Annotated in this window: 22 protein-coding genes and 1 pseudogene; 16 read left to right on the top strand and 7 right to left on the bottom strand. The window is 60.5% G+C overall.

The annotated features are described in order from the left end of the window. From AMK00_RS25375 to AMK00_RS31570, 4 genes are all read left to right on the top strand, one after another. Complete coding sequence (locus AMK00_RS25375; protein WP_064808825.1) at window positions 1-1,182, top strand: serpin family protein; 1,182 nt, start codon at window positions 1-3, stop codon at window positions 1,180-1,182. A gap of 41 nt (window positions 1,183-1,223) precedes the next feature. Then, window positions 1,224-3,629: a protein kinase domain-containing protein gene (locus AMK00_RS25380; RefSeq protein ID WP_064812109.1), complete on the top strand. Its 2,406-nt coding sequence runs from the start codon at window positions 1,224-1,226 to the stop codon at window positions 3,627-3,629. A 331-nt stretch (window positions 3,630-3,960) separates the two neighbouring features. Then, a complete protein-coding gene (locus AMK00_RS25390; RefSeq protein ID WP_064812111.1) occupies window positions 3,961-4,713 on the top strand; it encodes an NYN domain-containing protein in 753 nt (250 codons plus the stop codon). Between the two features lie 288 nt (window positions 4,714-5,001). After that, window positions 5,002-5,313, top strand: a complete 312-nt coding sequence (locus AMK00_RS31570) for a DUF982 domain-containing protein (RefSeq protein ID WP_082240385.1) — start codon at window positions 5,002-5,004, stop codon at window positions 5,311-5,313. Between the two features lie 510 nt (window positions 5,314-5,823). Here AMK00_RS31570 and AMK00_RS25395 read toward each other — a convergent pair. After that, a complete protein-coding gene (locus tag AMK00_RS25395; RefSeq protein WP_064808251.1) occupies window positions 5,824-6,747 on the bottom strand; it encodes a LysR family transcriptional regulator in 924 nt (307 codons plus the stop codon). 177 nt (window positions 6,748-6,924) lie between these two features. Between AMK00_RS25395 and AMK00_RS25400 the strand changes: the two genes are divergently transcribed. Continuing rightward, window positions 6,925-7,743 carry an alpha/beta fold hydrolase gene (locus tag AMK00_RS25400; RefSeq protein ID WP_064808253.1) on the top strand — a complete coding sequence of 273 codons (819 nt, stop codon included), beginning with the start codon at window positions 6,925-6,927 and terminating at the stop codon, window positions 7,741-7,743. 257 nt (window positions 7,744-8,000) lie between these two features. On the opposite strand, the gene AMK00_RS32265 is transcribed toward AMK00_RS25400, so the two are convergent. Both AMK00_RS32265 and AMK00_RS31580 read right to left on the bottom strand, forming a co-directional pair. After that, the gene (locus AMK00_RS32265) at window positions 8,001-8,183 is read right to left on the bottom strand and encodes a hypothetical protein (protein WP_123876252.1); all 183 of its coding nucleotides are present in this window, start codon (window positions 8,181-8,183) and stop codon (window positions 8,001-8,003) included. A gap of 104 nt (window positions 8,184-8,287) precedes the next feature. Next, window positions 8,288-8,461, bottom strand: a pseudogene (locus AMK00_RS31580) (tautomerase family protein). A 693-nt stretch (window positions 8,462-9,154) separates the two neighbouring features. Between AMK00_RS31580 and AMK00_RS25415 the strand changes: the two are divergent. From AMK00_RS25415 to AMK00_RS25445, 7 genes are all read left to right on the top strand, one after another. Beyond that, window positions 9,155-9,664, top strand: coding sequence for a hypothetical protein (locus AMK00_RS25415; RefSeq protein ID WP_064808258.1), 510 nt, complete (start codon window positions 9,155-9,157; stop codon window positions 9,662-9,664). A 245-nt stretch (window positions 9,665-9,909) separates the two neighbouring features. Continuing rightward, entirely contained in the window at window positions 9,910-10,257 is a 348-nt protein-coding gene (locus AMK00_RS25420) for an ArsR/SmtB family transcription factor (protein ID WP_064812112.1), read from the top strand. Then, a complete protein-coding gene (locus tag AMK00_RS25425; RefSeq protein ID WP_064812113.1) occupies window positions 10,250-10,753 on the top strand; it encodes an SRPBCC family protein in 504 nt (167 codons plus the stop codon). The genes AMK00_RS25420 and AMK00_RS25425 overlap by 8 nt, the downstream gene beginning before the upstream one ends. 102 nt (window positions 10,754-10,855) lie before the next feature. Then, the gene (locus tag AMK00_RS25430; RefSeq protein ID WP_064812114.1) at window positions 10,856-11,197 is read left to right on the top strand and encodes a VOC family protein; all 342 of its coding nucleotides are present in this window, start codon (window positions 10,856-10,858) and stop codon (window positions 11,195-11,197) included. Window positions 11,198-11,241: 44 nt separating this feature from the next. After that, on the top strand, window positions 11,242-12,075 hold the full coding sequence (locus AMK00_RS25435; protein ID WP_064812115.1) for an aminoglycoside phosphotransferase family protein: 834 nt from the start codon (window positions 11,242-11,244) through the stop codon (window positions 12,073-12,075). A 150-nt stretch (window positions 12,076-12,225) separates the two neighbouring features. Further along, window positions 12,226-12,504 (top strand): type II toxin-antitoxin system TacA family antitoxin, encoded by a 279-nt coding sequence (locus AMK00_RS25440; RefSeq protein WP_064812116.1) that lies wholly within the window; start codon window positions 12,226-12,228, stop codon window positions 12,502-12,504. A 5-nt stretch (window positions 12,505-12,509) separates the two neighbouring features. Beyond that, window positions 12,510-12,992 (top strand): GNAT family N-acetyltransferase, encoded by a 483-nt coding sequence (locus AMK00_RS25445; RefSeq protein ID WP_064812117.1) that lies wholly within the window; start codon window positions 12,510-12,512, stop codon window positions 12,990-12,992. Between the two features lie 76 nt (window positions 12,993-13,068). On the opposite strand, the gene AMK00_RS32270 is transcribed toward AMK00_RS25445, so the two are convergent. Beyond that, window positions 13,069-13,479 (bottom strand): hypothetical protein, encoded by a 411-nt coding sequence (locus AMK00_RS32270; protein ID WP_123876253.1) that lies wholly within the window; start codon window positions 13,477-13,479, stop codon window positions 13,069-13,071. Window positions 13,480-13,674: 195 nt separating this feature from the next. Between AMK00_RS32270 and AMK00_RS25455 the strand changes: the two genes are divergently transcribed. After that, complete coding sequence (locus AMK00_RS25455; protein ID WP_064812118.1) at window positions 13,675-14,535, top strand: NmrA family NAD(P)-binding protein; 861 nt, start codon at window positions 13,675-13,677, stop codon at window positions 14,533-14,535. Window positions 14,536-14,649: 114 nt separating this feature from the next. Here the strand turns inward: AMK00_RS25455 and AMK00_RS25460 are convergent, their stop codons facing one another. Continuing rightward, window positions 14,650-15,516: an NmrA family NAD(P)-binding protein gene (locus tag AMK00_RS25460; protein WP_064812119.1), complete on the bottom strand. Its 867-nt coding sequence runs from the start codon at window positions 15,514-15,516 to the stop codon at window positions 14,650-14,652. Window positions 15,517-15,634: 118 nt separating this feature from the next. Here AMK00_RS25460 and AMK00_RS25465 point away from each other — a divergent pair, with 118 nt between their 5' ends. Beyond that, window positions 15,635-16,534 carry a LysR family transcriptional regulator gene (locus tag AMK00_RS25465; RefSeq protein ID WP_064812320.1) on the top strand — a complete coding sequence of 300 codons (900 nt, stop codon included), beginning with the start codon at window positions 15,635-15,637 and terminating at the stop codon, window positions 16,532-16,534. A gap of 170 nt (window positions 16,535-16,704) precedes the next feature. Here AMK00_RS25465 and AMK00_RS25470 read toward each other — a convergent pair whose 3' ends face one another. Both AMK00_RS25470 and AMK00_RS25475 read right to left on the bottom strand, forming a co-directional pair. After that, window positions 16,705-17,268, bottom strand: a complete 564-nt coding sequence (locus tag AMK00_RS25470) for a hypothetical protein (protein ID WP_064812120.1) — start codon at window positions 17,266-17,268, stop codon at window positions 16,705-16,707. A 69-nt stretch (window positions 17,269-17,337) separates the two neighbouring features. Next, window positions 17,338-18,108, bottom strand: coding sequence for an SDR family NAD(P)-dependent oxidoreductase (locus AMK00_RS25475; protein WP_064812121.1), 771 nt, complete (start codon window positions 18,106-18,108; stop codon window positions 17,338-17,340). A gap of 197 nt (window positions 18,109-18,305) precedes the next feature. Here AMK00_RS25475 and AMK00_RS25480 point away from each other — a divergent pair, with 197 nt between their 5' ends. Together AMK00_RS25480 and AMK00_RS25485 are read left to right on the top strand one after the other, a co-directional pair. Next, entirely contained in the window at window positions 18,306-20,240 is a 1,935-nt protein-coding gene (locus AMK00_RS25480; RefSeq protein WP_064812122.1) for an adenylate/guanylate cyclase domain-containing protein, read from the top strand. A gap of 516 nt (window positions 20,241-20,756) precedes the next feature. Next, window positions 20,757-20,999 (top strand): hypothetical protein, encoded by a 243-nt coding sequence (locus tag AMK00_RS25485; protein ID WP_064808276.1) that lies wholly within the window; start codon window positions 20,757-20,759, stop codon window positions 20,997-20,999. Window positions 21,000-21,030 lie beyond the last annotated feature (31 nt).

Genomic DNA, 21,030 nt, shown 5'->3' on the forward strand with positions numbered 1-21,030 from the left:
ATGTCGAAATCCATTCTGCTGGCGGGCCTCGCCGCTTCCTTGATGGCGCTGGCGCCCGCCCATGCGGGCGACGCCACTGACACCAGCGCGGTCCTTGCCGCCCAGGCCGGGCTTGCCGTCGACCTGATCGACCGCACGCTGGCGAAGGAAGGGGCGGCCAACATCATGGTGTCGCCGGCAAGCCTTGCCGCCGCTCTCGGCCTCGCAGGCCTCGGCGCCTCGGATGCGGGCAAGGCGGCGATCGCCAAGGGGCTGGGCTTCGGCGATGCGGTCAAGGGGCCGGAGAAGGTGCTCGACGAGATGAACCCGAAGATGCCGCCGGCGGCGGATGCGCCGCTGGCCTCAGGCGTTGCGATCGTCTTCGACGACAAGCTGGCGCTCGTTCCCGATGCTCTCTCTATGCTGGCCGAGCACCGCATCAAGCCGTCGATCGAGGATCTCGACCAACCCCAATCCGTCGAGCACATCAACGGCTGGGTCAGGCAGGCGACTCGCGACGCCATCCCGGCGATCCTGGAAACCCCGCCCGGCGGCGGCTTCATCAGCCTCGGGGCGCTCTCCTTCAAGGCCCGCTGGAAAACCGCCTTCGAGGCTCAGAGCCCGGCGGCGCCGTTCCGGCGGCCGGACGGCTCGACGGTCTCGGTGCCGATGATGCATCTTGCCGGCGATGGCCAGAAATTCCGCGTCGACGATCGTTTCGCCGCCGTCGACCTCGCCTATGCAGGCGAAACCTATCGCATGGTGGTGATCGCGGCGCGCTCGGAAAAAGGCGTCGGCGGCGCCGATCTCAAAACCCTTGCCTCCTGGCTTCAGGGCGAGAAATTCGAACCCGCCAAGGGCGAAATCTTCCTGCCCCGCTTTTCCCTCAATGACGGGCGTGATTTGATGCCGACACTCCACGCGATGGGGCTTTCGCCCGAAAAGGCGAGCGATGCGGCTTTTCCCGGGTTCACCACGGAAAACATCAGCTTGTCGCGCGTTCTGCAGAAGACGATGATCAAGGTCGATGAGAACGGCACGGAAGCGGCGGCGGCAACCGCTGTGGTCACCGAGCGCAGCATCGATCCGAAACTGGTGCGGGTGAGCGCGGATGCCCGTTTCGCCTTTGCGCTGCGGGACACGAAGACCGGCCTGTTTCTCGCCGCCGGCCTGATCGGCGATCCGCTTCTGGCGGGTGAATGACATGCGCTTTGATGAAGACAAAATGCCAGGGGGACACGTGCATGAGAAGTGATCTGATCGCCCGCTACACGATCGGCGAGCCGGTCTACGAGAACGAGTTCATCGTCTATCCGGCTCAGGACAAGCGGATGGATCGTTCGGTCTTCATCGTCGCGCCTGACGTGGCGCTGAAACTGGACAAGGCCCGCTTCGAGCGGGTCTGGACCTCGGTCAACGAGGCCAAATCGCTGACGGCGCGGCGTTTCGTCGAAATCGAGGACCTCATCCCGCCGTCGCCGGAAGACGACAATTTCTACATCGTCGAGAAGCGGCCGTCGAAGACGCTACACCAATATCTCGAGGAAACCGAGATGGTGGCCTATGACCGCGCCATCGAGATCGGCCGCCACATCCTCGAAGGGCTGGCGACGCTGCACGGGGCGGGTTACGCCCACAATGCCCTGACCGACCAGTGCATCTATGTGTCGGAGGATTATTCCGGCCTCTCGGTCCGGATCGGCAACCTGCACCTGATCTCCAGGATCGGCGAGCACATCATCCCGCCCTATGCGCCGGAATTCGGCGCGCCGGAGATCTACGCCAGCGGCACCTTCTCGGCTTCGGCCGCGCTCGATATCTATGCAATGGGCATGATCGCCTACAAGCTCTTCCTGCCGCGGCAGACCTATGCCAGCGTCTTCGACAGCGTCATGGTCTGGGAGGACGAACACCAGCGCGAGCAGAGCTGGAAGAACATCCATCTCGATCCCTCCAACATCTTCCCGCGCCTCGACGTGCTGATCCCCGGTTTTCCCGAGGGGCTGGCCAGCCTGGTCGAGAGAATGCTGAGCCGCGACCCGGCCCAGCGGCCGCGCATGGGCGCCGATGCGCTCGGCGAATTCAGCCGTGTGACCACGGGCATCCAGCCGATGGCCTGGGATCCGCGCGGCGGCATGCCGCAACAGCCGGAAACCCCGAAGCGGAAGAAATGGACGCTTGCGCATTTCTCGATGATCGGTGCGCTGCTCCTGATCTGCATCGGCGTCGGCGTCGTCACCATCCCGAAGCTGCTGCGCCCCGATCCCAAGCTCGTCGCCGATGTCGGCACCTGGAAGAAGGAGGCCGAGAGCCGCAGGGACAAAGCCATCGCCGCCAAGGCGCCGGAACGCCCCTCGGGCGACGAGGCGAAGCTCTCCTATGATGCCGGCGCCGGCGCACTGACCGAGGCCAATGCCGCCCTCAAGGACGAGGACTATAAAAAGGCGCTTCCCGGTTACCAGAAGGCCGCCATCAGCCTCGGCAAGTCACTCATCGCCATCTCGAAAGAAAATGCCGAAAAGGCCAAATCGGCCGCTGCCGCCGCCGGCGGCGACAAGGCGCCGAGCTTTGCGGAGGCCGACAGCAAGATGAAGGCCGCCGCCGACAGCGCCGCCGCCCAGCAGATGCATGGCGCGGTCGATAATTACGAGGCCGCCAAAACGGCTTACGACGATCTCGCCAAGGCGCTGACGGCGCTGACGGCAGCCGAAAAGGACGCCACGGCAAAACGCGAAACCGTCACCCGCATCGGGGCCGGCGACAACCCCGACGTCGCCAAGGCGAGCGGCCTGATGACCGAGGCCAAGGCCAAGGCCGAGCAGTGGCAGCTGCCGGCCGCGACCTCGGGCTATGGCGACGCCGCCAAGCTCTTCGCCGCGCTGATATCGGATGTCATGGCCGCCAAGGACGAGGCGACGGCGCTGAAACAGAAAGTCACCGATCTCCACGCCTCGCTGACGACCCGCGCCGGCCCCGCCGATCCCACCCTTGCCGCGCTCGCGCCGAAGCTCACCGAGGCCGACGGCCGCTACACCGCCGAGGCCTACAAGCTCGCCGTCGCGGCCTACCAGCCGATCCTGGCCGATCTCGAAGCGCTGTCGGCGCGCGGCTTCTGCCCGGTTGCACCGAATGTCGCCTTCGAGACCATCCCGGCCGGCAGCTATTCGCTTGACAATGTCCGGCTGATGACCTCGTCGCTGAAGGAGCTTGGCGGCATGCTCGGCGTCGCCAATGGCGCCGTGAAGGTCGAAAAGTCCTTCTGCATGCAGGCAAAGGCGGTGACCCGCGCTGAAATGGCAGAGTATTACACCGCCAACGCAGACCCGGCCTCCGCCCAGGCCTATGCCGGCAATCCCGAGCAGCCGGCCGACGACGTGCCGCTCGCGGAGGCGCAAAACTATACCGCCTGGCTGTCGAAACAGCTGAACGCCCCCATTCACCTGCCGTCGGCGACCGAATGGATGGCCAGCGCCGTCAAGCTGACGACGGAAAAACTGCCCGACAACGGCGACATCATCCTGCAATGGAGCGCCACCCCCTGCGAGGCCGGCGGCAACGTTGCCTTCATGGCCCAGGAAGGTTCCACCTTCGTCGTCTGCTCGGATGCTTCGGCCGGCGGCATTTTTCGGGTGAGCGCCGAGTTGCGGTGAGGGCGGCGACCTGGAAAATGAAAAGGGAGATTGGTGTGCCGCTGACAACTGAGTGGGATGATTCCAGGATGGCGCGTCTCGTTCGGGAAGTGTCAGCGGGACTTGCTCCCTCTTCTCCCCAGCGGGGGTCCGAAGGACGAGTTGAGACCCGTGGCTCAACCCCGGTCGGTGGCCCGTAGGGCGGATGAGGGGGCCACGCGGCACACCATTCATGAGCCCCTTAAGCTGCTTCCATTCGCTATAGACGATACGCGATGCAACCGCTTGGTTGAAGGAACTACAGAGTTAGCCTGCTTGAATCTGGGCCTATCAACCATCATGGAGCTTCGACATGCCTGAACCACGCTCGCCACGTCTTGCTGTTCTAATCGATGCCGACAATGCCTCCGCGAAGATCGTTGACGGCCTGTTCGAGGAGATAGCCAAGATCGGCGAAGCGAGCGTCCGGCGCATCTATGGCGACTTCGCCAATGCTCGCTCCAAGGCATGGATCGACGTCCTTGCAAGACACGCGATCATCCCTCAACAACAGTTTGCCTACACCACGGGCAAGAACGCGTCCGACATTACGCTGGTCATCGATGCGATGGACTTGCTCCATAGTGGCCGCTTCGACGGTTTCTGCCTGGTGTCATCCGATAGCGATTTCACGCGTCTCGCCTCACGCATCCGGGAACAAGGGATCGATGTCTTCGGCTTCGGGGAACAGAAGACGCCGGAGAGTTTTCGCCAGGCATGCCGGCGGTTTATCTACACGGAAAATCTGACGCCTTCAGTCGTGTCGAACGGAGCGGACGCCGCACAGGTTGCGTCTTCACTACGGCCGCCTAGCGCCGCAACACCGATCATCAAAAGAGCAATCGCGCAGATGGAGTCTGAGGATGGATGGATCTCGCTTGGCGTGGTTGGAAAGCAACTTGCCAATTTGGCCTCTGACTTCGATCCACGGACGTTCGGATTCAGGAAGTTGGGCGATCTGGTCAAGAAGACGAACGCCTTCGAGGTAGATCATGCCGAAGGCCGTCCCTTTCGCATCCGCCTGAAAGCTGCGCCAACAAAAAGCAGCGTGAAGCCGGCAACCTAACGCATCGGCAGATAACGCGAGATTGGATCTCAGATCGCCAAAAGCGCTCGCAGGTTCAGCCGAAACATCGGGACGTGTGCTAGGGTTTTGCGTTTCGATATGATTTGGATTGTCGCTCCCTCTGCTTCGGCGGCCGCCTCCTCAGCGTAAGCGCCGAATTACGGCGAACTTCATCACAAATTCGCGTTCAAGCCGTGTCTCACGACAAATTTCAATTCCAAATTTCCAAATACGCGCGTACATTGAACATGGGGACTGAAGTATCCGTGCGTTGAGGGGTCGGGGATAATGTGCTGGAATACATCATCAGCATTCACGCCTGTCGGGTTTGCTTTGCGAGGTCCGAAATCTCGCAAGATCGTGTGGACATTGGGCGACGCGGCGCGCCTTCTGATGAACGACTGGCCTTGCGATGACGGCGAGGAATATATGGCTGCCGTCAAAGCCTGCGTCGACGCCATCACCGGAAAAATTGCCCCGGAACAATTCCGCGAAGTACTTCTGCGTGCGGCCGATGAGGCGGGTATCCGTACTCTATCGCTGGTTCCACAGGGAATGGGAGGGCGGCGGCCGGGCCTTCCTCCAGCAATGCGAACATAGTTTTTTATTGCAAGGTTTTCCGCCCTCGGCGTCGCGTTTGCGTTAGCGGCAGTCTTTGGGCTTGGATGAAGGAATGACCAATTTGGGGCCGGGAGCAGACCGTCTGCTGCGGATCGCAGAAAACCAAAATGGACACGAGCGTCATGTGCCGGCGTCCGGAATCGGCCCAAAGCAGACGCGCATGACAAATGCCGGTGCCGCTGCTTTCCGCTCCGTCCGAGCACCCGGCAAGTCAGTCGATAATGCCTTCCGCTACGCGCAAAAGCTGCGGATATACTATTTGTCGAAGTCCCGCGCGCACTCTTTGCAAACAATTACCTCCTGCCCACAAGACTGCTGTCACAGCCCTTGAATTGTGTCGACCTCTGATGGTGGTGAAGCCTGCCGCCCACTTTTGCCTCGCGCTCCTTGATCGGAAAAGTCGAGATGGGTCGATACCCGAAATTCGAGAATGCTGAACAAAATTCGGGAGCACGCCAACAAGCAGGAATCGCATGAGCGTTATCTCTACTATGGAACTTCAGCATAGCGGATGATGCTCTGATTTTGTACGTTGGCGACTAATTCATCAGAACGAGACAAAAATCGGCGGAGCAAAGGTGAGGAATTTGAATCGTTGTATCCTAAGGTGAGATCAATTGTCGGAGGCACACCCTCAAGTGCTCTAGCAACGACATTTGGCGTCAGCATATTTTGCGCATATAGCGGAATAAGCGTTATTCCACCTGTAGACACGACGAGCGACATTGCTGATGGTAGGCCGTCACCTTCGTACTCTGCCTTGAGTGTGATCCCAACTTTCGACGCGTAATCTTGGATCACGGATTGCAATACAGGAGAAATTCTAGCCGAACTGACGTAAGTTTCGCGGGCAAGGTCCTGCGGTTGGATCTTTTTGCGCGACGTCAAGCGATGGTCCGCCGGCAGTACGGCGATCAGTGGCTCCTTGGCTAAAAACTTGAAGGACACACCAACACTCTGCGTCTCGGGGCGAAGGAAAGCGACGTCCAGCTTGCCTCGCATCAGTGCCAGAGCAAGGTCCGGGGAAGACTGACTGGACAATATGATTTCAACCTCCGGCGCTTCCTCACGAATTATGCGCAATGCATGGGGTAACCACACGACCTCTTGTCCTGCGAGAAAGCCGATAACGAACGACTGCTTTTCCGGCCGTTCTGCCCGCCGGGCCCCTTCCGCAGCCGCCTCGACTTGCAATAACGCCAACCGCGCGTGATCAAGAAACACTTTACCAGCGGCGGTGAGCGTCACGCCCCGCGGCTGCCGTTCCAGCAGTTTTACACCGATTTCGGTTTCCAGATCACGAATTTGCCTGCTGAGTGAGGGCTGGGAAGTGTGTAGCCGCCGCTCGGCTGCGGTCAGTAAGCTTCCCTCCTCCGCAACAGCAACAAAATAGCGCAAATGCCTCAGTTCCATCGGGTCCTCGCTATACATTCAAGGCATAGCTCGAACGTACAAGGTATTTGTCTTTGATAAAGAGGGGATTTAGTCAACGTCGCAACTTTAGGATATGATCGAACGCGCCTCACCGGAGGTATTTCGCAATCAATTGTGTCCAAAAGGAATGTTTAACAGGGCAGATGGAGCGATACGATGCCTACAATCACTACCACGGACGGCGTAAACATCTTCTACAAGGACTGGGGCTCAGGCCAGCCGATCGTTTTCAGCCACGGCTGGCCGCTGTCGGCGGACGACTGGGACGCCCAGATGACCTTCTTCCTTCGCCACGGCTACCGGGTGATCGCCCACGACCGGCGCGGCCACGGCCGGTCCGACCAGCCCGGCACCGGCAACGACATGGACCACTGGGTTGCCGACCTCGCGGCCCTGACCGAGCACCTCAACCTGCGCGACGCGATCCACATCGGCCACTCCACAGGTGGCGGTGAGGTGGCTCGCTATGTCGCCCGCCACCCGGAGCGCGTCGCGAAGGCGGTACTGGTTGCTTCCCTGACGCCGAACATGTACCGGAGCGAGGAAAACCCGTCCGGTCAGCCGCCGGAGTGGTTCGAAGCGATCCGCGCGGGCGTGCTGGGCAACCGGTCGCAGTTCTTCCGGTTCGTCCCTGAGAGCCCGTTCTACGGTTACAACCTCGACGGGGCCGAGCCTTCGGAGGCGATCATTGCGAACTGGTGGCGCCAGGGCATGGCCGGTGGTGCCCTGGCTCACCACGCGACTGTCGACTCTTGGCTGGAAGATTATACCGAAGACCTCAAGAAGATCACCGTGCCGGTGCTGGTGATGCATGGCGAGGCCGATCAAGTCGTCCCCTTCGCAAGCTCCGTGCCGCGTGCGGTCGACCTGCTCAAGAAAGGGTCGCTGAAGACCTATCCGGGCTACCCCCATGGCATGCTGACCACACATGCAGATGTCCTCAACCCCGACCTGCTCTCGTTCATCAGGTCTTGACGACATCGACCGGACCGCGGCCTTCATCCAACGTCGGCCGGACGATCTATCACCCGGCAGTGCCGGGTGACACCTGTTGGTGCTGGTATGTGGAGCGTTCCCGGAGGGTGCTTCCGACAGTGGCAATTGCCTGGTGCGTGGTGAAAGATGCAATTTGTCACGCTTAAATTTTTCGTTGCGTGGCCGCTTACTCCACCGGCCGAAATGGCTCGGCGTCTCGGCTTCGACATCTAGGAATTAAGAGCGGGGGGTGTCAGTCAGTTTAATGTCGGAAGCAGCACCAGCTTCCGAAATGCCCATATAGGCTTGTTTTTCGGCTTCCGGCCGTTAGGTAACTTCAGGCCGGCGTTGCTGTCGTCTTTGAGTTTTATGGCGCTCAGCTCGACGGCAGCTTTTGGGACACTGACAAAAGTGTCTGAACGGCTGAAATAACGGCGCAAAGCCGCCGTCTCCTTCGGCAACGGAAAGCCCGCTTAGGACAGGCTCAGCCAGCGGATGCAAGAAAGGCGCCGCCGCCGAGTGGATCCACGCTCCGGGCCGCCTCTCAGCCCTCCGATTTGAGCTTGCCGCCGACCGCCCCAGGAATCCTTGGCGATCTCCATAATCAGGATTTCCAGCATTCCGGTGGGCAGGCCAAGGTGTCGACAGCGGCCTCCGTCGCTTCGCGCACGAAGGCGCGCTTCTGCTCATCGGTGCGGCCAATGTTGCGGACGGTGATCGATTTCGTGGTGGAACGCTTTGGCTGACGCCCTCAGGCCGTGGCCGACATCGCTGTTAGCCTCGAGCTTTAAGACAGTCGATTTAGCTCACGTCTAAAGGCGCAACATCCGCGAGCGAAATTGACAGGTTTATTCTAATGGCTGATCCTGAGGACGTACCTGCTTAGATGCATGGGGTGAGCTGAGTGGACGGTCAACCGATGGTCTTGAAGTTAATAGTTGGGACCTGCTTCGGTGCCTGTCTCGTGAGCTTCGCCGTCATTCTTTGGGTGATAATCAAGGTGCTCATTAAGACCGGCTGTCTGGTAGATAAGCCAGAAGACCGCGGCCTCAGCTGGCGGGAACGGCAAGCACGCAGGCGCAGCCGTTTCGACAGATACCACGTCGCCGACGAGTTTCGCTCATTGCGCAAGGCAGCCGCCATCGCGTGGACAGGTTATCTTCTGTCTTTCGGATGTCTTCTTGTGATTGGACTTTTGTTCGGCGAGAGAGCGTCTCGCTAGGTTTGAACGACGAGCCTAATGCGCCGCCCCCGCGCGGTCTCCAAAGGGCTCCCTAGAAGTTGCTTTGTCACGACCGACGTATCCGGCCGCAGAATTGTGTCGGGCTGCGGACGATCGCCGAATTCGTTTTGGGAGCGCCGGCAGGTCGCGACCCTTCTCACCGGATTAAATGCCGTGATAAAAGCGCTCATGGGCATCAGGAACTATTTGATCGAAGGCAGCTCGGGCACCGGAAAAACGTCTGTCGCTTCCGAACTGGAGCGGCGGGGCTACCATGTTGTCCACGGTGACCGCGTCCTGGCATATGTGGGCGACCCCGAGACAGGTCAGGCACTCGCGGGACCACCCGAAGGCGCCGATCGCCTTGTCTGGGGATACGCGCATTGGATCTGGCCTGCCGAAAAGGTCCGGGCCATTGCTGCCGACACCACCCACCCTGTTACCTTCTTCTGTGGCGGCTCGCGCAATTTCCACAAATTCCTGCACCTGTTCGATAAGGTTTTCGTGCTCGACATCGACGTCGAGACTTTGAACCGACGATTGGATGGGCGGCCCGATGAGCCGGGCTTCGAGCCGGCCGAGCGGGCTCTGGTGCTCCGTTACCATAAGACCCGGGAATATCTTCCAGTCGGTATCAATATCAACACCGCGGGTAGCGTTACCGGTGTCGTCGACGATATCCTCGCTCAACTCACCTGACGTCCTCCGCCTGAACGCTGATCGGCGGCATCTCCCTCCGTTCCCACCGCCAGCTTTCGGAGCGACAAACGGCGTGTCGTCGTGGCTGCAATGAGGGCGCGAAGCTGCCGAGCTCATTCGGCAGCTGTCGGCTCGCGCCCAGACGTCTTTTTGCTGCCACCGCGGTGCATGGCCTCGAATGAACCAGTCCACAGCAGTTCGGGATACTTGCGCTTGCTGCGCGAGCAGGTTATACACTGAACCATATGGTTCAGTATGAAAGTCCTCCCCTCGATCTCTCGTTCGCGGCGCTGTCAGATGCGACCCGCCGCGGGATCATCGATCAGCTTGGGCGAGGGGAGGCGTCGATCACCAGTCTCGCGGATCAGTTCCAGATGACGCTGACCGGTATGAAGAAGCACGTCCAGGTTCTCGAGCGGGCGGGGCTCGTCGTCACGCAGAAGGTCGGGCGAGTGAGAACCTGCAAGCTTGGAAAACGCGGCCTCAAGGCGGAGGCCGAATGGATCGAGGCGCATCGCAGGCTCTTCGAGGCCCGCTTCGAAGCATTGGACGAAATCATCAGCGAATTGAAACAGGAGGGAAGCGATGACTGAGCAGGTTCAGAGGGCAGGTGGCGCGCAGATCCGCACGTCGGTCGAGCGCAGAGGGGATCGCGAACTCGTGATAACCAGGACATTCGATGCGCCGCCGAGCACGGTTTACAGGGCGTGGAGCCAGCCCGAGCTGTTCCAGCGCTGGTGGGTGCCGAAATCAGCACCCGGCATTTCGCTCGTATCGTGCGATATGGACGTCCGCACCGGCGGCAAATATCGGCTGGAATTCGGCGCCGGCGGTTCGGACACCGTGGCCTTCTATGGCAAGTATCTCGAGGTGGTGCCGAACGAGCGCATCGTCTGGACCAATGACGAGGGCGAAGAGGGTGCGATCACCACCGTGACCTTCGAGGACCAAGGCGGCAGGACACTGCTGGTTTTCCACGAAATCTATCCGTCCAAGGAGGCGCTTGAGGAAGCGCTGCAGGGCTCGGCTGTCGCATTGCCGGAGCAGTTGGAGCAGCTCGACCAATTGCTTCCCGGCCTGATCGGATAGCGGACGGCCCTCAGACCGCCTTTGCCGCCATCCACGCTGGTTTGGAACGCAACTCGTCCTGTTTCATTACCGTGGAGGCGGCAAGCAAGGGGAGTTATGGCAATGCGGATCCAGGGAATCTACGCCGCGCTCGCAACGGCAGACATGGATAAAGCGGAGAAGTTTTACACTCGGCTGTTCGACCGGGAACCTGATGATCGGCGCAACGTCGCCGGAGCGAACATCCAAATCTTCCTCGACAAAGAGAATGCCGGGTTCGGCAGGCTGACCATTGTGGTGCCGAAAATGGATGAAGCCCGCAGAGCGCTCGAAGAGATTGGCGTGACGCTCACAGGTGAATCCGAGGGCGACTACGGAAGGATTGCCCAGATCGCGGACCCCGACGGCAATCGCATCACCCTTGCGGAGCCGCCCTCTCGGCCGTTCGATACGCAGCGAAGATAGCGCCGCGGCTTGACCCTCTGGTTTGCCCGTGCCTAAGGTCCCCCATGGGCGAACCGGAAATTCCTCTTACAGGCGGCGCAGATTCGAATGTTGTCCGGGTCGGCGGCACTGTTCGGCGGGGTGGCCGCGCATGGTCTTCTGCCGTTCTCGAGCTGCTTCGCCACGTTGAACGGCAAGGATTTGAAGGGGCTCCCCGTGCGCTCGGCTTCGATGATCAGGGACGCGAATGTCTCACTTACATCGAAGGTGACGTTGGCTTGGGCCAGGGCTTCATCCCTGATCGACAGGACCGCTTCGATGTCCGGCTTCCTGACTACGTCTGGAGCGACCGAGCCCTTGTCGAATTGGGGAAATTGCTGCGATCCTACCACGATGCTGCAGCAAGCTTCGCCTGGAATGAGCGCAACTGGCGCCTTGAACCGCGGGAACCCGTCGAAACCATCTGTCACAATGATCTGTCACCGTGGAATACCGTCTTCCGAGCTGGGCTCCCTGTGGCGTTTATCGATTGGGATGCAGCAGCACCAGGACCGCGCTCTTGGGACCTTGGCTTCATTGCGTGGCGTTGGGTGCCCTTTTGGCGAGACGACAAATGCGAAGCGCATGGTTTGCCGAAAGGCATCCGCGAGAAAGCACGGCGCTTCCAGCTGTTCCTAGACGCTTACGGGATAGAGCCGGAGATTGAGATCATGCGGGCAGCCATCGAAAGGGTTCGGCAGATGCAGCAACATATGCGCAATCTCGCTGCATCCGGCTCTGCATGGGAAATGGAACTGGAACGCCGTGGCGTCCTTGACGAAGGAGCGCTCGAAGTGGCCTGGATGGAAGAACACGCAGGGGAATTGGTGCAGCGACCGGTGGGTCGTCATAGCATCTAGATCAGACTGCGCGAGCAAGGCAACAGTCTTAAAGGCGGCACACCGCCTACGGTGTAGAGAACCAGCGATCAGTCGAACCGCTGTGCGGCAAGAAATAGATACACGTTGTGTATGCGCCTGTGGTATAGGCTGATCTCGAAGGAAAAGACCATGGCCAGCAAAAACGCGACCGATACCCACAAACACGCCGTCAATTTGAAGGTTCGTGACGACATTCGCGGCCTGATCGACCGTGCAGCCAAGGCTCACGGGAAAACCCGCTCGGATTTCATGATCGACGCCGCGCGCCGCGCCGCCGAAGACGCGCTTCTCGATCAGACATTGGTGCAAGTCGATCCCGATAGCTATGAACACTATCTGGCCGTCCTCGACCAGCCGCCCAGCGGGGAAGGTTTTGAGCGGCTGATGAATGCTTCCAAACCCTGGTAGCGGTGATGTTGTCACCTCCGGCGCTTCTCGGAGAAGCGCACGATCTCCAGCTATTCGACAGCGGGCACGATGGTCCCGATGAATGGCTGCGCCGCCGGGCGCGGGCCAATCAGGTCAGCGGCGCGTCGCGAACCTACGTGGTCTGCGAGGGCGAGCGTGTCATCGGTTACTATTGCCTGTCATCGGGGGCGCTCGCGGTCGCGGACGCGCCGGGAGCTGTCCGGCGCAATATGCCCGACCCCGTTCCTATGGCAGTGCTCGGCCGTCTTGCTATCGATCTGAACTGGCAGGGAAAAGGCATTGGAGCTGCGCTGTTGCAAGACGCCGTTTTGCGCACCGGACAGGCGGCCCATATCATGGGCATTCGTGGCCTTCTGGTTCACGCAATCTCCGACGAAGCCAAGGCCTTTCACGAGCATTATGGGTTCGTCGCGTCGCCGGCAAACCCTATGACCTTGGTGTTATCGTTGAAAGCACGGCAGGCTTGATTGATTCCCAAAAAATTGCCCGATGCAATGAATATTGCGAATAGGCGTTTCTAACGCCCCGCCGCCCCCACGCGGTCTACTTGACGACGTTGACGTCGAAAGTCACGTCGCGAACGACGCCATCTCCATAGGACTCCCTGAACGTTGTTTTATCAGGGCCGACATATCCGGCTGCAGACGTGTAGTAAACAACCATGCCGGCGGTTTTCACCCCAGCGCATTTGGAAAACTTCTTCGAATTCGCGAGTACATCTTCCGGTACGATTTCGAGTTTCCCATGAGCTGGCGGAGAAACCGTTCGAACGTTCGGACGGCTTGATGGTGGGCAATCGGTTTTGAGGTGCCAGGCCTGCCCCAGTCGTGTCCGCTCGGCGCTGACTGCAGTAAGGCTCTTGTTCTCGGTGACGATGCCACCCGAGGTGGTCGTGCAGCTCGCCAGTATTGGAAGAAGGAGAGCGGAAATTGCTGCAGCCGAAGTTCGCATCATGGGTGTCCTGTTGCTGATGAGTATGCGTATCACGGCCCATAAAAGCGTCAATCGCGTGAGGCATTGAGCCGCAGGGGCCAAGTCCCGCTGACGAGCTGCAGGCACTCCGCATCGGTGAACTGTGCGGGCGACGGCAAGGGAACCTTTGGCAGGGGCGAAGTGTTGTGCCCGGCATGATTGCGGGAGGCATGGCCGATGTACATCATTGTTGGCGGGACGGGGCGCGTCGGCTCCGCCGTGGCGAAGGCGCTGCTCGCTGAGGGCGAAGCCGTCACCATCGTCACACGAAACGCTGAGAAGGCGGGCGCATGGCGACGGCGGGGCGCAGAGATTGCGCTCGCCGACGTCCACGACGTGGCCTCGCTGCGGACGGTGTTCCGCCGCGGGAAGCGGGCCTTCCTGTTGAACCCGAACGCTGACATCTCGAGCGATACGGATCGGGAGGAGCGGGAGACCGTGCGCTGCCTGCTCGAGGCGATCGAAGGGTCCGGGCTGGAGAAGGTGGTGGCGCAATCAACCATGGGCGCGCAGCCGGGCGAGCAATGCGGCGATCTCAGCGCCCTATATGAACTGGAGGCGGGCCTGAGAAGCCAGCCGATTCCTGCCAGTATCATCCGCGCAGCCTATTACTACAGCAACTGGGATGCGATGGTGGGGCCTGTCACGAAGGACGGGGTATTGTCGACCATGCTCCCGGCCGACCTCACGCTCCCGATGGTCGCGCCGGAGGATCTCGGAAGGGTGGCTGCGCGGCTGCTGCAGGAGCCGATCGGCCGGATCGGCATATACCCCGTAGAAGGGCCGGAACGATACTCCCCCAATGATGTTGCCGCAGCCTTCGCCGCCGCCCTCGGCCGGACCGTTCGCGTCGACGTGATCCCGCGCGAAGCCTGGGAGGATGCATACCGCCGTTTGGGCTTCTCCGACGCGGCGGCTCACTCATATGCCAGGATGACGGCTCTCACCGTCGATGGCCCCGAATATCCCGAGGACGCAATTCGCGGATCGATCTCGCTCCAGACCTACATAGATGAGCTCGTTCGGGGCTCGTCCTAACGCACTCCGTATGGGACTTGTGCCGGACCAGCCACCGTCCGCCAGCAGCTTCGCGCCGGTGATCAGCGCGCAGTCTGGCGGCTCCATGGGATCGCTGAAGCCGCGATGGCCTTTTCATCGACCGCGATCGACCAGTTTGCGGATAGCGGACTCAAAGGTCGTTATGCCCTTGCGCGATCGGGCCTCGCCGCCTTCGAACTCGATCCAGCCTTCGTTGAAGCCGTCAAGCATGCGCATACGGGGTCGGGGGTTCTGCATGCCCTGGTTCAAAAACAGCGCTTCCCATGTCTCCCTTGCAACCGGCTCGGCACGGATCGTCTTGCCGAGCACGGCAGAGAAGGCCTCCGCCATCTGCAGCGGCGTGATGCGGAAAGGACCCTCAAGCTCGACAATGCGTTTACCGGTGCAGTCCTCCTGCAGCATTTCAGCCGCAGTGGCGCCGACATCGCGCACGGAAACCATTGGCACGGGTTTGGTGACCGGCTGCAGGAAGGTTGGCATGATGCCGCTCTCCCTTGCCGGCGCGATGTCCCAGGCTGAATTCTCCATGAACCAACAGGCGCGCAGGAACGCTATCGGCATCGGAAGTGTCGACATTGCCTGCTCGAAGAGGCCAAGCTGACTCAGCAGATTCTCCTGCTTTGCCTGAGCGCCGATCGTCGACAGGCAGACCACCTTTTTCGGTGATGCCTTGATGAGCGCCGCCTTCAGCGCTTCGATGATTACCTTTACCTCAGGGAAACCCGGCGCAGGATCGAAGCGTGGCGGCAGAAGCAGGAAGACGCCCTCGGCGCCTTCGAAGGCCAAGGCGAGCGCCGGCGCGTCCGCCATGTCGGCAATGGCGATTTCCGCGCCGCAATCCCGCCATGCCCCCGCTTTTTCCGCATTGCGCAGGACTGCACGGACAGGAAGGCCCTGATCCATCAATTCCGCGCCGACCACGGCGCCGACCTGACCTGTTATTCCAGTCACAGCAAACATTCTTTGACTCCTTTTGGCAGCGCCTGCGCCGCCACGAATAAAAGATGCGCCAAAGTCGCTTTTGACTGAATTGACCTTTTGTCAGATAGTTCATGACAAAATATCAGGAAATTGGATGATGTTCGACGGACGATTGCTGAATGGCGTCAGCGTGCTGGCCGCCGTTGTTGAGAGCGGCAGTTTTGCGCGGGCGGGCGAGGCGCTGGGGCTGACAGCTTCCGGAGTCAGCCGGGCAGTGGCGCGACTTGAGAGCCGTATCGGCGTGCGCCTGCTCGAGCGGACGACCCGTTCCCTGAGGCTCACCGATGACGGTACGCGTTTCTACGAACAGGTCGTGCCGCTACTCGGCGGCATCGAAGAGGCCGCTGCCTATGCGGCCGGGACGACGCAGACGGTGCGTGGGAGGCTGCGGATCAATGTCGATCCCTATTTTTCGCGGCTGATCCTCGGGCCGAATCTCGGCACCTTTCTCGACCGCTATCCCGATCTTCAGATCGAGGTGGTGACAAGGAACGAGATCGGCGACCTTGTCGCCGACGGCATGGATGTGGCGGTGCGCTTCGGTGAAATCCCGGCGAAGAGCTCGCTGATTGCCCGGCAGCTTTTTCGCACGCGGGTGATCACGGTTGCCGCGCCGTCCTATCTTGCACGGCACGGCACGCCGAAGCTGCCTGCCGACCTGACCGATCATACCTGCATCCAATATCAGGACCCTTTGACGGGTAGGCCTTTCGAATGGGAGTTGCGGCGCGGAAACAAGGTGGTGCCGATCGAAACTCGTGGCCGCGTCCTCGTCAATGATGCCGGCACGGCGCTTGCCACCTGTCTCGCGGGCATCGGCATTGCCCAGGTCTTCTCGCTCGGCATGAAGCCCTATCTCGACTGCGGTCAGTTGGTCGATCTCTATCCGGATTGGCCCGATGAGACCTTTCCGCTGCACTGCTTCTACACCTCCCGCCATCATGTGCCGGCCAAGGTTCGCGCCTTTATTGATTTTTGCGTCGAAATCGTCAGCTAGATGCCGCTGCCTGCGCGGGACGCCTTATGTTTCAACACCAGCCTTTTGCAGAGTTACTGCCTCGGAGGTGAGGAAATCTCAGCCGCGATCGTTGTGACGTCTTCATGGGCCGCAATGCCGATCGACAATTCCGCCCATGGACCGAGCCTAGGCGACAGGCGAACAAGCGGTCAAGGATACTCGCGCCTGCACATCGCTACTAGCGAGGGCAGCGCCTCGGGCTTTGAACTGGCCAGTTCCTCAATGATATTGGCGAAGTTTTGCGTGGCCTTGCGGGCTTGCTCCCTTGTGCCGCCCACAGCGAGAACATTTGCCACGGCCTGTTCATATAAGACGTTCGATTTCGCCATGTATCGATCTGAAATTGCTTCGTCCCCAGTGTCGTTATATGCCTTTGCCAAGGCTCGGTAAAACACCGCGCATACCATCGGTTTATCATCATAGGTCGGCTGCCGCTTCTGCTCAGCCGTACCGCAAAGCCAAATCAAGGAAATTCCTGCTGTCGATACCAGAAATGTAATCGCCCCCAAACAGGCACCCTTTTCTGAATACTGGCGTCCCCTGGTTGTGCTCCTATCATTGCGCAATTTCAAAATGGTAAGACAAATCACTACAAATTTCTCTGATTGCAAGGCGCCGAGTAGCGATTTCAGCGGTGTATCGTTGCCGCGGTCGTCCAAGGGCAACGCCGTGTTATTGTAGGCCTCCAGGATCAACTCGGAAGCCTTTGCCAACTCGCATCTTCGGCGGGTTCAACGGCCGGCAAAAGCGCGGCATAAGTTACTGACGATGTGGCCTCGGCCTCAGGCGACGGACCAGCCACCGTCCACCAGCAGGTTCGCGCCGGTGATCAGGCCCGCAGCCGGCGACGCCAGGAAGACGACGGCGCCCACCACGTCATCGGTTTCACCGATCCGGCCGAGGGGAATGTGATCGAGCGTCGCTTGGTGATTGGCGGGATCGGAGAGAAAGGGTGCCGTGCCATCCGTATGGATGAAAGTCGGCGATACGGTGTTGACGGTGACATTGTAGCGTGCCCATTCAGCCGCAAGGCAGCGCGAGAGGTGATTGATGGCCGCCTTGCTCATGCAATAGATGGCCTCGCCGCGCAGCGCCACGGTGCCGGCCTGTGAGCTGATGCTGATGATCCGGCCGCCATTGCGCTTGATCATCTGACGCCCGACGGCCTGCGTCATCAGGAAGGTGCCCTTGATGTTGACATCGAGGATCTCGTCGAGGTCCTTCTCCTCGACGAGTTCGGCGAGATTGCCTGGAGCCACACCGACATTGTTGACGAGAACGTCGATCCGACCAAATGCCGTCAGGGCCGCGTCGACGGCCTGGGCGATATGGGCTTTGTTGGGAATGTCGAGTTCAACCGCGAGGGCTTTTCGTCCCGCGCCCTCGAGCTCGGCAACCAGATCCGCCGACGCTGCGACATTGCGGACCCCCAGGACAATATCGGAACCTGCCGCGGCACAGGCACGCGCACAAGCTCGGCCGATACCACGGCTCGCGCCTGTTACCAAAGTCACTTTGCCCTCAAGGCTGAAGTCCGGCGCATTCCTCTGCATCGTGGTGCCTCCCTTGGGAAACCCAATTATGGCAGGGTCGGCGGGCGGATGCCAGATTTTGTGCGCGTGCTGAGGAGTGTCGCCTTGGGACGCAGAAGCACCCCAAGCAGACATGCCGCGCTGGCTGTGTGCTAGTTGCGGCGCTTCGATGGGTGTAGACTGCGGAGACGATTGCATGTTCATGCAAGGCAACGATGATGGGCACCCCCGCGCTTGACCGAAAGCTGCTCGCGATCCTCGCGGCGGATATGGTTGGCTACTCCAAAGCGATGGAGGCCGATGAGGCCGGCACCATCAGGCGGCTGAAGGCTATCCGCGCCGAGCTGATCAATCCCACTATCTCCGAGCGCCATGGCACCATCATCAAGCTGATGGGCGACGGCGCGCTTGTCGCCTTCGACAGCGTGGTTGATGCGGTTGTCTGCGCCGCGGTGTTTCAGAATGCCGTGGCGGCGCGCAATGCCGCCCTGCCGGAGCCTGAGCGCATCATGTTCCGCGTCGGGATCAATCTGGGCGATGTGGCCCTGGTGGATGGCGATGTTTATGGGGACGGGGTGAATGTCGCCGCGCGGCTGGAGCATTTGGCCGAGCCGGGAGGCGTGGTCGTGTCGGGCACGGCATACGATCATCTCCAGGGCAAACTCGACTGGCCGCTCGATTTCGCCGGCGAGCGGCAGGTCAAGAACATCAGCCGCCCGGTGCGGATGTATCGGCTGAGGCTCGACGGCAAACGGGCACGCCGCCGCCCGCTTCTCGCAATGATGCCGCGCTGGGTCGGGACAACTGCAGCGGCGATCGTCGTTTTGGCTCTGGCAGGTGGCGGGGCCGCCTGGTGGTTCCTCCAGCCGGAACCTTTGAGCGGCAAGCCGTCGGTAGCGGTGCTGCCCTTCGAAGATTACGGGGGCGACGAGGCGAGCGGGCGTCTGGCCGATGGCCTGACTGAGGACGTCATCACCGACCTCGCACGGTTTCCCGAATTCGAGGTGGTGGCGCGCAATTCAACGGAAGTTTATAAAGGAAAGCCGGTGGATGCCCGCCAGGTCGCAACTGCGCTCCATGTCGGCTTTGTCCTGGAAGGCTCGATCCAGCGGCAGAGTGGCCGGGTCCGGATCACAGCGCAGTTGATCGATGCAAAAACCGGCCGCCATCTTTGGTCGGAGAATTGGGACCGGCCGGCTGAGGACGTATTCGCCGTTCAGACCGAAATCGCAGAGCAGGTCGCCAACCGCCTCGGCGGCGGCGTGGGACTGATTCAGGAGGCCGGGCGGGCCGCAGCCAAACGCAAACGGCCCGAAAACCTGAATGCCTACGATTATTATCTGCTCGGGTCGGAGAAGATCGAAAAGATCACCAAAGCCGATGACGAGGAGGCCATCGCCTTTCTCAACCGGGCCGTGGAGTTGGACCCGGGGCTGGCGCGGGCCTGGGTAGAACTTTACCACGCTCATGATCTGATGAGAGTGTTCGGAGTCGATCCCGAGGGCAACCGCAAGGCGGGCGCCGATGTGGCCGAACGCGCGGTCCGGCTTGATCCGCGCGATGCTGAGGCCCACGTGGTGTTTGCCATGAGCCTTGCCAGCAGGGGCGACATGGGTCGCGCCAAGTCCGAATTCGACACGGCCCTTCGCCTGGCTCCCGGTTCGTCCGAAATACTGACTTTTTACAGCGGCTATGCCGCACGCTTCAACGATCCGGAACGCGGTGCTCAAATGGTCGACAAGGTCATGCGGCTCGACCCGAACTATCCGATGTGGGCGTCCAACTTCTTCGCCCCTGCCTATTTCATGGCGGGGCGGTATGAGGACGCGGTGACGATGCTGGAGCGCATGACGGCCAACAACTACCAAAGGTGGACTTGGGTGATCCGCAGCAGCTCGCTTGCGGCCCTGGGTCGAACCGATGAGGCGCATGCTTCAGCTCTGGAAACTCTCAAGCAGCACCCTGACGTGACCGTCGAGAGCATGATCAACGAACCCGGCCTCAGCACGGTAGAGCGCAATCGGTTCATAGAGACAATGCCGCTCGCCGGCTTCCCGGTATGCGCCAAGCCCGAGGCGCTGGCGAATCTCGCTACACCTGTGCGACTGCCGGAATGCGAGGCGGGGAAGGTGGAGCCTCCCGGGCAACCGTAAAACAGCGGTGCAACGCGGCCCTCCAAGAGAGCCTCATCGTGAGGTGCCCCGCAGAGGCCTCGAACATCAGGCCTCCGATGAGAACGCACGGCACTTCCTCTTGATTATGAATAACAGAGCCCGATCCCCGGGCGTGCAAGTCTACTCACGTCTTAGCCCGAATTAACTAAGGAAATCACACAATTAGTAAGTTGATCTGTCGCCGCTCTGATTATAGTCTTTTTATCTTATGGGAAGGCATAAATCCTCCTCCGACTGCAGAGATCAGTCGAAAATGGAGGTTTTTGCTATGGGCGAACAATCTCACGTGTCAGATGGTTTGAGTATCGCGCGTCGAAGCCGATAGCCGACCTCCAATGAGGAGAATCCTAACATCCGATTCAGCTCCCGCCGCGAGGCGGGGCGAGGAGTCGTAGTCCGTTGGCGACCAACGCCGGAGGGGAGCCAGCACATCTCCAAAAGGAACGCTCTGGCGCATGCCTGATGTTAGTGAACCCCGATCAAGGAGCATGTACCATGTCGAGACTTACGCTTTCGGTTTTCACCGCCCTCGCACTTCTGCTCGGTGGGCTTCAGTCGACGTTTGCTGCCAGCAGCAATTCACGGGACGAGACCACAACCATGGGCGAAAGCGGCAACCTGCCACCGAACGACAACGCAGGAAGCAGCAACGGCACCAAGGACACCTCAACAAACAAGGGCAACCCGGACAACACCAACTGCAACGACTGCGGTTCGACCGGGCCCGGCAACAAATGAGGTTAATCCGGGCGGCATCGCGCCGGACAAA

Origin of the sequence: Rhizobium sp. N621, from assembly GCF_001664325.1 — a bacterium.
Taxonomy (GTDB): Bacteria; Pseudomonadota; Alphaproteobacteria; order Rhizobiales; family Rhizobiaceae; genus Rhizobium; species Rhizobium esperanzae.